A 10,306-nucleotide genomic window follows, 5' to 3' on the forward strand; every position below is an offset into this window, starting at 1 on the left:
CAGCGCCAGGCCGGGTTGTGGGAGAGGGTGAAAAACTGGCAGGCAGCCAAACGTTCGGAGACTTCAACGTCACCGATCATGCTGCCCGAATCGGGCCTGTCCTCGCACCGCAAATCCGTGACGGATCATCTGAACCGAGGCAGAGGTCGGTCGTCAGGCTTAAGAGACGACAGCGTGTGCCGGATCAGCGGCGTGTCCTTCTCGATGTCGTTCAGGCGATCACGAATTCTGAGGGCGGTGGGATGCCCGCCTTGATGATCGACCCAGTCGGCGATTTCCTTGCAGGCCGCTGCCAGGCGTACCTGACGGGAGTCCAGCAAGGTGAGCAGGGTGGTGATGGACTCTTTTTCGGACATGGGAGACACCTCCGTTCAAGAAACCTGGGTGTGGCAGCAAAAAGCCCGCCTGGAGCGAGCTTTCTGCCGATGGGGTCGCTGATCATTCAGCCATTTTCAGTATAGACCCGTTAAAAAATGGTGACAGGCCGTCAACCTTGCAGGGCTGTCACTCGTGATCTGGCATTCAACTGCCGGCAAACACGCAGAGCGTCTTCTTCAACATCGTAGCCATCTCCGATGAAGCCTTGGGTGCGGGTATCGGCGATGCGATACCAGGCCGCGGTATCCGGTGGCAGGTGGTCAATTTCACCCGCACGGCGAGCATGGATGATGATCTTGTTGCAACGCTTCACGACGAAAATGTCTTCCATGGCGACTCCGTAGCGGATTCCTGTTCAAATCAACTATAGAAGTCATTGGTGATCATGCAAAAAAACAGGCAGGTCAGTTCGTCGGTTCAGGCGCTCCCGGCCCCGGTGCAGGCGTGTCGCCGGATTTACGCCAGCACCGCAACCGCTTTGATTTGCGCCCAGAGTTGCTGGCCAGGGTGGACGTTGAGTTGATCGCGCGAATAACGCGTGATGCGCGCCAGCAGTGGCGTGCCGGCGGCGTCCAGGCGAATCAGCACATGGGCGGCGTTGTCGGCGTTCATTTCACTGACCACGGTGACCGGCAGGCGATTGAGGATGCTGCTTTGCCCGGCACCGTGCAGGCTCAGGCTCACATCCCGCGCCTGGACCTTGCAGCGCAGTGCCTGGCCCGGATCCAGCGGCGTATGAGGCACACGAATGTTGAGGGTGGTGTCGGGCAATTGCAGGCTCAGCAATTGATAGTTGGCGTCATAGGCGCTGACGCGACCTTCGATCACCACGCCGGCGTCATCTCCCATCGCCAGTGGCAAGTCGAGGCGTGCCAGGGTCTGGCCGATCGGGCCGCTGGCCAGTGCCTTGCCGTTGCTGAGCAACACGATATGGTCGGCCAGCCGCGCGACCTCATCCTGGGAGTGGCTGACGTACAGCACCGGGATATCGAGCTCATCGTGCAGGCGTTGCAGGTAGGGCAGGATTTCACTTTTGCGTTGGGCATCCAGCGCGGCCAGCGGTTCGTCCATCAACAACAATTTCGGGCTGGTGAGCAAGGCGCGGGCGATGCCGACGCGCTGCCGCTCACCGCCCGAAAGGTGTTGTGGGTGCCGGTCCAGCAAATGGCTGATGCCCAGCAACTCGGTGGCGTGAGCCATGTCGACCCGACGCTGCGGCTTCGGGATGCGCTTGAGACCGAACTCCAGGTTGGCCAGCACCGACAGATGAGGAAACAGGCTGGCTTCCTGAAAAACGTAGCCTAGCGCGCGTTTGTGCGGCGCGACGAAAACCTTGTTTTCGCTGTCTTGCCAGACTTCATCGTTGACCTGGATAAAACCGTGATCGGCTCGCTCCAGACCGGCGATGCAGCGCAGGCACGTGGTCTTGCCCGAGCCGGAATGACCGTAAAGTGCCGTGACGCCACGGCCCGGCAGTTGCAAGTCGACGTTCAGGGCGAAGCCCGAGTAGCGTAGTTCCAGACGCATTTGAATCATCGGTCAGCTCCAGCCCGCTTTGGTGTTACGGCTGGAGTACAGCGCCAGCAGGACGGCAAACGAGAACACCAGCATCGCTCCGGCCAGCCAATGGGCCTGGGCGTATTCCATGGCTTCGACGTGATCGTAGATCTGCACCGAGACCACGCGGGTCTTTTCGGGAATATTGCCGCCGATCATCAGCACCACGCCGAACTCGCCGACGGTGTGGGCGAAACCGAGAATGGCGGCGGTAATGACACCGGGGCGGGCCAGGGGCAGTGTCACGCTGAAAAAGGTGTCCCAGGGGTTTGCCCGTAACGTCGCGGCCACTTCGAGCGGGCGCGTGCCAATTGCGGAAAAAGCGTTTTGCAGCGGCTGGACCACGAATGGCATTGAATACAACACCGAACCGATGACCAGCCCTGCAAAACTGAAAGTGAGGGTGCCAAGGCCCAATGATTGGCTGAGCTGACCGACAAGCCCGTGAGGGCGGAGCGCCAGCAACAGATAAAAGCCAATCACCGTCGGCGGCAGCACCAGGGGCAGGGCGACAATCGCCCCGACCGGGCCGCGCAACCAGGAGCGGGTGCGCGCAAGCCATAACGCAATCGGAGTGCCGACAATCAGCAGGATAATGGTCGTCAGGGACGCCAGTTTCAGGGTCAGCCAGATGGCGGAAACATCGGCACTCGATAGCGACATCAGATTTCGTAGCCGTAGGATTTGATGACAGCTGCCGCTTTCGGCCCCTTGAGGTAGTCAACCAATGCCTTGGCGGCCGGGTTGTCCTTGCCCTTGTTGAGAATCACGGCGTCTTGTTTGATCGGATCGTGCAGGCTGGCTGGAACGATCCAGGCCGAACCGCTGGTGATTTTGCCGTCCTTGTAGATCTGCGACAGGGCGACAAAACCCAGTTCGGCATTGCCGGTGGAGACGAATTGGTAGGCCTGGGTGATGTTCTGGCCTTCAACGATCTTGTCCTTGACCTTGTCGGTCAGCCCTTCTTTAGCCAGCACCTGGGTAGCCGCCAGGCCATAAGGCGCGGCTTTCGGGTTGGCGATGGACAGGTGCTGGTATTCGTTCTTTTTCAGCACATCGCCCTTGGCATCGACGTAGCCTTCTTTGGCCGACCACAGCGCCAGGGTACCGACCGCGTAGGTGAAGCGCGAGCCCTTGACGGAGTCGCCTTCGGCTTCAAGTTTTTTCGGGGTGCTGTCGTCTGCCGAGAGGAACACTTCGAACGGCGCGCCGTTTTTGATCTGGGTGTAGAACTGGCCGGTGGCACCAAAGGAGGTGACCAGTTTATGCCCGGTGTCCTTTTCAAAATCAGCGGCGATGGCCTGGATGGGCGCGGTGAAGTTGGCAGCGACCGCCACCTGGACTTCGTCCGCCTGGGCTGAGCCGAAGGCAAATACAGCGACAAGGCTCGCCAGGCAGGCAGGGGCAAAACGTGAGGCACGAATGGTCATGAAACGGCTCCGTTAAAGGCAATTGCAACAGGGGGTGAATCGTTATGTACAGAAATATATAGCGAATTGCCTTTAAACGGAATGTGCTGTCATAAAATTGTATACACTTTTAACCCGGGTGATGCTCAGGGGCGACGTAGCAGTCTCGCTAATCCTTCTTCCGCCAGTTGTCGAGTCAGTGCCGCGGTGGACAATTCGACCCCAAGGGTAAATGCCTGGCCGGCCCAGAGGTTGCTGAAGTCCGCTTCACCTTTGGCCCGCAGCGGCATCAGCGCGCCACCGGCCAGGGGGAAAGCCGGTGCCTTGGCGCTCATGGGTCCCAGTTCACGCATCACCCGATTGAGGATGCCCCGGGCCGGGCGACCGGTGAACACGTTGGTGACGGCCGTTTCGCTTTCCCTGGCGGTGCGCAAGGCTTTGTGATGGGACGGGCTGACCTTGGCCTCTGGCGTGAACAGGTAGGCCGTACCCACCTGTACCGCCGAAGCGCCCAGCATGAAGGCCGCAGCGACACCTCGTGCATCAGCGATGCCGCCAGCGGCAATCACCGGCACTTTTACCGCATCGACCACTTGTGGCACCAGGGCGAACGTTCCCACCTGGCTGCTCAGGTCATCGCTGAGAAACATCCCGCGATGGCCCCCGGCTTCGTAGCCCATGGCAATGATTGCATCGCAGCCATGCTGCTCCAGCCACACCGCTTCTGCGACGGTGGTGGCCGAGGACAGCACCTTGGCACCGGTGGCTTTGACCCGGTCGAGCAGGGATTTTTCCGGCAGGCCAAAGTGGAAACTCACCACTTCAGGGCGAAACGCTTCGACCACTTCGCAGGCTGCATTATCGAACGGCGCCCGGTTGGATACGGGCGTTGGTGCATCGAAATCGACACCAAGTTCCTGGTAGTAGGGTTGCAGCAGGTTTTTCCACTCCTGCGCGCGTTGCTCATCCGGCGCTGGAGGCTGATGACAGAAGAAGTTGACGTTGATCGGGCGCTGGGTGTGTTGGCGGATCGTTTTCAGTTCCTCGCGCAATTGATCGGTGCTGAGCATCGCCGCTGGCATCGAGCCCAGGCCGCCGGCATTGCAGGCTGCAATCACCATGGACGAGTTCGTGGCACCGGCCATCGGCCCCTGAATGATCGGCAGTTCGATCCCGAGCAGGTCAAGAATGCGGGTATCTGGCCATTGGTTCATGTGCTGTGTTCTCCGACGTTGAAGCAGGGCAGGGACGGTAGAACAGGATTTGTAACGCAACGACTGGTGCAAGGCCAGTCGTCATTTCGGCGGGTGCGGTTTTCTTTAGCGTCGATGGAATCCTGCACCGTCGCCATTGCGATCATGGATACCGGGATTGGGTGGTTTGCCCGGTTGGCTTAAAGTCGAGTACGGCAACCTGTTGCGATGTGTTATTTCAATTGCACCACAACCAGACTGATTCCATTGAGAGGCCGTGATGTTCAAAGGCATTTTGATCGACAAAGACGACAGCGGTTACCGGGCCACACTGCAAGAGATCCAGGACGATCAGTTACCCGAGGGCGATGTCACGGTGCGTGTTGCCTACAGCACGCTGAACTTCAAGGATGGCCTGGCGATCACCGGCAGCAGTCCGGTGGTGCGCAAGTTTCCGATGGTGCCGGGCATCGATCTGGCCGGTGTCGTCGAAGTCAGTGGGCACCCGGACTATAAGGTCGGTGACCAGGTGCTGCTCAATGGCTGGGGTGTGGGTGAAGGACATTGGGGCGGATTGGCGCAGAAGGCGCGCCTGAACGGTGACTGGCTGATTCCGCTACCCAAGGCGTTCACTGCTGCCCAGGCGATGGCCATTGGTACGGCGGGCTACACGGCCATGCTGTGCATCCTGGCGCTGGAGCACAACGGGGTGACGCCTGAGCAGGGTGAGATACTGGTGACCGGCGCCAATGGTGGCGTCGGCAGTTTCGCCATCGCGTTGCTGAACAGGCTCGGCTATCGGGTGGTCGCGTCCACAGGGCGTACGTCGGAGCATGACTACCTGAAGCAACTGGGCGCTGGCGAAATCATCGACCGTGCCACGCTGTCCGAGCCAGGCAAGCCGTTGGCCAAAGAGCGCTGGGCGGCGGTCATCGATTCGGTCGGTAGCCACACCCTGGCCAATGCTTGCGCCAGCACCAAGGCCAATGGCACCGTCGCGGCATGCGGTTTGGCCCAGGGCATGGACTTTCCGGCCTCTGTTGCACCGTTCATTTTGCGCGGTGTGACCCTGGCCGGGATCAACAGCGTGACCCAGCCCAAAGCCAGGCGCGTGGAGGCCTGGAGTCGGCTGGCCAAGGATCTGGACTTCAACCTGTTGCCGTTGATCAGTCACGAAATCGGCCTGAGCGAAGCCATCGAAGCCGCGCCGCGCTTGCTTGCCGGGCAGTTGCGCGGGCGCGTGGTGGTGGATGTGAATCGCTGATTACTGCGACTCGCGTTCCAGCAACTGGCGTTTGCGCTCGACACCCCAGCGATAGCCCGACAGGTGGCCATCGCTGCGTACCACGCGATGGCAAGGGATCGCCACGGCCAGGTTGTTCGCGCCGCAGGCTTGAGCCACGGCGCGAACGGCTTTCGGCGAGCCGATGCGCTGGGCGACCTCGGCGTAGCTGGCCGTGCTGCCAACCGGAATTTCCCGCAGCGCTTGCCAGACACGCTCCTGAAACGCCGTGCCGCGTACGTCCAGAGGCAAATCCAGGCCAATGGCCGGCGCCTCGATAAAGCCGACGACCCTGGCAATCAGTTGCTCGAATTCATGATCGGCACCGATCAGGTTGGCGCGGCGGAATTTGTCCTGCAGATCACAGACCAGTTGGTGCGGATCATCGCCCAACAGGATCGCGCAGACCCCGCGCTCACTCTGCGCCACCAGTATCGCCCCCAGCGAACACTGGCCGACGGCAAAACGAATGTCATTGTTTTGACCGGCCGCGCGGTAGTCTCCGGGTTTCATTCCGAGCAGATGGTCTGCCGCTTCATAAAATCGACTGTTGGAGTTGAAGCCGGCGTCATACAGGGCATCGGTCACCGAGCCACCGTCCGCCAGACGCTCGCGCACCTTGCGTGAACGATGAGCGTCGGCGTAGCCCTTGGGCGTCAAGCCGGTGACGGATTTGAACACGCGATGGAAGTGGAAGCTGCTCAGTCCCGCCGCCTCGGCCAGCTCACCCAGGGCCGGCAGCGTTTCCGCGCTTTCGATCTGGCGGCACGCGGCGGCCACGGTGGCGGCGTGTTGCGCGGCGAGTTCGCTCTGATCTTTGGTCGCGCGTTTGCTCGGACGATAACCCGCGGCCTGTGCCTGCTCGGCGCTATCGAAGAATTCGACATTGTGTGGTTTGGGCAAGCGCGCGAGGCTGCTGGGGTTGCAGTAGATGCCTGTGGTTTTCACGGCATAGACAAACTGCCCGTCAGCCTTGGGATCGCGCGCGACCACGGCGGCCCAGCGTGGATCGTTTTCGGTGCTGATCTTGCTCGATTGGGTCGTCATGGCGTCACGTCCTTTGAGGGGTTGCCTGCACATTAACCATGGGGCAATTCCCACACACTCCGGCGCTTGCGGTCAAATTCGAAGTCTTTATCCGGCGGTACGGAAGGTGAAGTTGATGCGTTGCTCGCCGAGCCTCGGGTGATGGCCGTCCTTGATCGGCAACACGCCGTGATAGCGCAGGCGATCCACACCACCCCAGACCACGATGTCGCCATGCAGCAGGGGGATGCGCTGGCTTTTGTCGCTACGTGCAAAGCCACCGAACAGGAACATCGCCGGCAAGCCCAGCGATACCGAAACGATAGGGGCGTCGTAGGAATGCTCGTCCTTATCCTGATGCAATGACATTTTTGCCCCGGGGATGTAACGGTTGATCAGGCAGGAGTCCGGCGCAAATTCGCTGAACCCCGCTGCCTGCGCCGCGGCTTGCGCCAATTGCAGAAACACCTCGGGCATCCTTGGCCAAGGCTGGCCAGTCTGCGGATCGTGGCGGGTGTAGCGATAACCGCTGCGGTCAGTGGTCCAGCCGAATGTGCCACAACTGCTCAGGGCGACCGACATGGTAAAGCCGCCGGGCGTGATCATCTGCCGAAACGGCGCGGCCGTCAGCACCGCCTCCAGGGCGGGCAACAAACGCTCAAGCCAGGGCAGGGCGAAGCCTCTGAGCACGTATGACTGTTCGCCGATCTGCTCGCGCCTGGGCTGTTGCTCGGGCTCGGCATTGGCAAACAGGTCATGAGTCAGCGGGTTCATGGGGTCATAAAGCATCGTGAAAGATGATTCCAAGGGTATATCGTTTGCCGCTGTGCAGGCGACTCACGCCGTGACGCAGGGTCACGCGGTAATAACCGCGAACCCCTTTGACCGGCCGCTGGTTGACGGCAAATATCAGCCCGTCACCTTTCTTCAGGTCGATGACCATAGGGCGTGACTGCATGCGCGGGCGCTGTTCGGTCATGACAAATTCGCCGCCGGTGAAGTCTTCATCCGGGGCGGACAGAAGAATCGCCACTTGCAGCGGGAAAACGTGCTCACCGTACAAGTCCTGATGCAGGCAGTTGTAGTCCTGCGGACCATATTGCAGCAACAACGGCGTCGGACGGTTCTGACCAGCGGCATGACAGCGCTCGAGAAAGGCTTGATGAGCGTCTGGAAAACGGGTCGGCAGGTCCATCTGTTCATGCCAGCGATTGGCGATGGGCACCAGTCGTGGGTAGAGCGCGCTGCGCAAACGGGCCACAAGGTCCGGCAATGGATAGCTGAAATACTTGTACTCGCCGCGGCCGAACCCGTGGCGGGCCATCATCACGTGCGAGCGAAAGGGTTCGGCCCGCGGGTACCAGGCGCTGACCTGATCGCATGCCTTGTGGCTCAACAGTGACGGGATGACGGCGCAACCGTCCTGATCAAGTTGCTGTTCCAGCCGGGGCCAGTCCAGGCTGTCCAGATATTGCTCACTCATTGCCGGGCCTCTTGTTGTTGAGGTGGCCAGTCTGGAGGGCAGGGATGAAGCAGGCACTCCGGCGCTTGCGGTCGAATTGCGAGGGGGAGCCGACGTCCACTGTCGCCCCGGTTCGCGTTACAGCGCTTTGCTGACGCTGATTTCGCTGATGACGTCGTCCGGTCCATGAATGGCATCCAGCGCCGCTTTGGCTTCTTCTGCGGTGCCGTTTTCAAGCTGGGCAAACTCGAAGCGGCGCTCGCCATTGAGTTTGTATTTGATGACGTACTTGGTCGTTTGGGCCACGGTTGTATCTGCCTGTCTTTTGTTTCGGGTTCGCTGTTCAGCTCAGTTTCGAGCTGGAGCGGCGAATGATTTTGATCGAGTGTGTCAGGGTGGGTTTGCGGGTCACGCTGATCGGGCGACGGTTGACGGTATCGATCGTGATGTTCCAGAAACCGGTGCTCGGGGCGGTGATGCGCGCCGGAAACGTGTCGAATGCACCGCCGTGATAGGTGTGACGGCCGCCATTTTTAAAGCTGCGGAAGTTGGCGTCGTTCATCAAACGGATGTTGCACATTTGGGAGCATTGAATGACGACAATGTCGTCTTCATTGAGGTGCTCGCGCTGATGGATAAATTTCATGAGGCGCCTCCAGAAGGGCTTTTTCTACAAAATCAAAACGATAGCATGGGCGATTGGCGCAGTTTATCAGCCCTACCGCCTTCTTATCCGGCCACTTTGACAATTAAAAACGCTAATTTCACGTTTGATGAGCGATAAAGCAGGTTGTCTCGGAGAAAAAACGTATCTGCGCTGTCCGAGCGTCTTTATAGGAGGATTTGTATGAAATGGGGTTTTTCGTTTCTTTCGCTGGCGGTATTGGTGAGTGGTTGTGCGAACGTCTCTGAAATCAACGAGTCGCTGCCGACCATGAACGTGATTTCTGGCAAGAAGCCCCATGAATATGCGCAATGCCTCAGCGAAAAGCTGGCCGGCAGCCGTGGCGCCTTGCAAATCCAGCCGCACAAGGATGGGTTGCGCGTGATCGTCCCGCTCAAGTTTTCCTCGGGTCCGTCTGCCGTCTTCGACATTGAAGAGCGCTCGGGCGGCAGCAGCATCAAGCTGCATGAGAGCATGTCCAATGTCCCGGTACGTCCAAAGGACGTACAGAATGCCGCCACCGAGTGCATTTCCGGCTGATAGACTAGCGACCAACAGCACCGATGCCGCCAAAGCCTGGCTTTGGCGGCATCGTTATTTCTGGAGTCGACTATGAAGCGAGAGCAGGTCCGGGCGCGCCATGCAGAGGGGCTTATCTCTGCCACCCATGTGATTCAGAATCCGGCGGACCTTGGAGAATGGATCGTGTTTTTCAAGAAAAGCGCCGGGCGCAGCTATTTCCTGGTGGATGACAACGATGAAGTCGAGTCCTTCGGTCATCTCGACGATTTGATCGAAACGCTGCGCGGACTCGGGATCAAATTCGCCGAAATTCATCTGTAGGGCCGAGCGCCTTATTTGCAGACCACCACGACGCTGCGGTTCTTGAAATTGCCGATATCGGCGCCGAGAGTCTTTTCACTTTCCTTGAGCGATGGCGTGCCGTCGGTGCCGACAATCCGGTAGCCGGTGCCCGCACAGGAAGCATCGGCTTTTTCGTAGCAGGCGGCCCAGGAATTGGCCTCTCCCGAGCAATCGATCGTCAGGCCCTGCTCTCCGTTGTTCAGATAAATCTCTTCCGACGTTGCGCAGCCGCTCAGGGCCAATACCGCTAGCAAAGGCAAAATCTTATTCATGGCTTGATCATCGTCAGGGGGGGGCTAGGCTGAGACAGCGCCGGAATCAAAAGGTTATAGCGAAAGGCCACTTCTTTTTCTGCATTCATAAAAAGGGTCCCTCTACCGGGACCCTTTTTTTTGGTTCTTCACGCAATCCCGGGGAACACCGATACCTGTAGGAGCCGGCTTGCTGGCGATGGCGGCCTCATGGCTGGCG

The 10,306-nt window shown here is 59.6% G+C and carries 15 protein-coding genes; 3 read left to right on the top strand and 12 right to left on the bottom strand.

Annotated features, from left to right (window positions below; genetic code table 11):
* Nucleotides 1-125 precede the first annotated feature (125 nt).
* The 6 genes from PMI31_RS22040 to PMI31_RS22065 all read right to left on the bottom strand — a co-directional run bounded on the left by PMI31_RS22040 (nt 126) and on the right by PMI31_RS22065 (nt 4,558).
* The gene (locus tag PMI31_RS22040; protein WP_008020792.1) at nt 126-356 is read right to left on the bottom strand and encodes a hypothetical protein; all 231 of its coding nucleotides are present in this window, start codon (nt 354-356) and stop codon (nt 126-128) included.
* Between the two features lie 131 nt (nt 357-487).
* On the bottom strand, nt 488-709 hold the full coding sequence (locus PMI31_RS22045) for a hypothetical protein (RefSeq protein ID WP_008020793.1): 222 nt from the start codon (nt 707-709) through the stop codon (nt 488-490).
* A 125-nt stretch (nt 710-834) separates the two neighbouring features.
* Nucleotides 835-1,914, bottom strand: a complete 1,080-nt coding sequence (modC, locus tag PMI31_RS22050; RefSeq protein WP_008020794.1) for a molybdenum ABC transporter ATP-binding protein — start codon at nt 1,912-1,914, stop codon at nt 835-837.
* Nucleotides 1,915-1,917: 3 nt separating this feature from the next.
* The gene (modB, locus tag PMI31_RS22055; RefSeq protein ID WP_008020795.1) at nt 1,918-2,598 is read right to left on the bottom strand and encodes a molybdate ABC transporter permease subunit; all 681 of its coding nucleotides are present in this window, start codon (nt 2,596-2,598) and stop codon (nt 1,918-1,920) included.
* Nucleotides 2,598-3,365 carry a molybdate ABC transporter substrate-binding protein gene (gene modA / locus PMI31_RS22060; protein WP_008020797.1) on the bottom strand — a complete coding sequence of 256 codons (768 nt, stop codon included), beginning with the start codon at nt 3,363-3,365 and terminating at the stop codon, nt 2,598-2,600. Before modA ends, modB begins: the two co-directional genes overlap by 1 nt.
* 125 nt (nt 3,366-3,490) lie before the next feature.
* Nucleotides 3,491-4,558 (bottom strand): NAD(P)H-dependent flavin oxidoreductase, encoded by a 1,068-nt coding sequence (locus PMI31_RS22065; RefSeq protein WP_008020799.1) that lies wholly within the window; start codon nt 4,556-4,558, stop codon nt 3,491-3,493.
* A 259-nt stretch (nt 4,559-4,817) separates the two neighbouring features.
* Between PMI31_RS22065 and acuI the strand changes: the two genes are divergently transcribed.
* The gene (gene acuI / locus PMI31_RS22070) at nt 4,818-5,801 is read left to right on the top strand and encodes an acrylyl-CoA reductase (NADPH) (RefSeq protein WP_008020801.1); all 984 of its coding nucleotides are present in this window, start codon (nt 4,818-4,820) and stop codon (nt 5,799-5,801) included.
* On the opposite strand, the gene ada is transcribed toward acuI, so the two are convergent.
* The 5 genes from ada to PMI31_RS22090 form a co-directional block, all read right to left on the bottom strand.
* Nucleotides 5,802-6,866 (bottom strand): bifunctional DNA-binding transcriptional regulator/O6-methylguanine-DNA methyltransferase Ada, encoded by a 1,065-nt coding sequence (ada, locus tag PMI31_RS22075; protein ID WP_008020803.1) that lies wholly within the window; start codon nt 6,864-6,866, stop codon nt 5,802-5,804.
* Between the two features lie 87 nt (nt 6,867-6,953).
* Nucleotides 6,954-7,634: a DNA oxidative demethylase AlkB gene (gene alkB, locus PMI31_RS22080; protein WP_008020804.1), complete on the bottom strand. Its 681-nt coding sequence runs from the start codon at nt 7,632-7,634 to the stop codon at nt 6,954-6,956.
* Nucleotides 7,624-8,328: a 2OG-Fe(II) oxygenase gene (locus tag PMI31_RS22085; protein WP_008020805.1), complete on the bottom strand. Its 705-nt coding sequence runs from the start codon at nt 8,326-8,328 to the stop codon at nt 7,624-7,626. The genes alkB and PMI31_RS22085 overlap by 11 nt, the downstream gene beginning before the upstream one ends.
* A gap of 117 nt (nt 8,329-8,445) precedes the next feature.
* Nucleotides 8,446-8,613, bottom strand: a complete 168-nt coding sequence (locus PMI31_RS31095; protein WP_008020806.1) for a hypothetical protein — start codon at nt 8,611-8,613, stop codon at nt 8,446-8,448.
* A 37-nt stretch (nt 8,614-8,650) separates the two neighbouring features.
* Nucleotides 8,651-8,953 carry a DUF1883 domain-containing protein gene (locus PMI31_RS22090; RefSeq protein WP_007900033.1) on the bottom strand — a complete coding sequence of 101 codons (303 nt, stop codon included), beginning with the start codon at nt 8,951-8,953 and terminating at the stop codon, nt 8,651-8,653.
* Nucleotides 8,954-9,154: 201 nt separating this feature from the next.
* Between PMI31_RS22090 and PMI31_RS22095 the strand changes: the two genes are divergently transcribed.
* Together PMI31_RS22095 and PMI31_RS22100 are read left to right on the top strand one after the other, a co-directional pair.
* Nucleotides 9,155-9,511 (top strand): hypothetical protein, encoded by a 357-nt coding sequence (locus tag PMI31_RS22095; protein ID WP_008020807.1) that lies wholly within the window; start codon nt 9,155-9,157, stop codon nt 9,509-9,511.
* A 72-nt stretch (nt 9,512-9,583) separates the two neighbouring features.
* Nucleotides 9,584-9,814 carry a hypothetical protein gene (locus tag PMI31_RS22100; RefSeq protein WP_008020808.1) on the top strand — a complete coding sequence of 77 codons (231 nt, stop codon included), beginning with the start codon at nt 9,584-9,586 and terminating at the stop codon, nt 9,812-9,814.
* Nucleotides 9,815-9,825: 11 nt separating this feature from the next.
* Here PMI31_RS22100 and PMI31_RS22105 read toward each other — a convergent pair whose 3' ends face one another.
* On the bottom strand, nt 9,826-10,107 hold the full coding sequence (locus tag PMI31_RS22105) for a hypothetical protein (RefSeq protein ID WP_008020809.1): 282 nt from the start codon (nt 10,105-10,107) through the stop codon (nt 9,826-9,828).
* Between the last annotated feature and the right edge of the window lie 199 nt (nt 10,108-10,306).

The organism is Pseudomonas sp. GM55 (genome assembly GCF_000282395.1).
Taxonomy (GTDB): Bacteria; Pseudomonadota; Gammaproteobacteria; order Pseudomonadales; family Pseudomonadaceae; genus Aquipseudomonas; species Aquipseudomonas fluorescens_CC.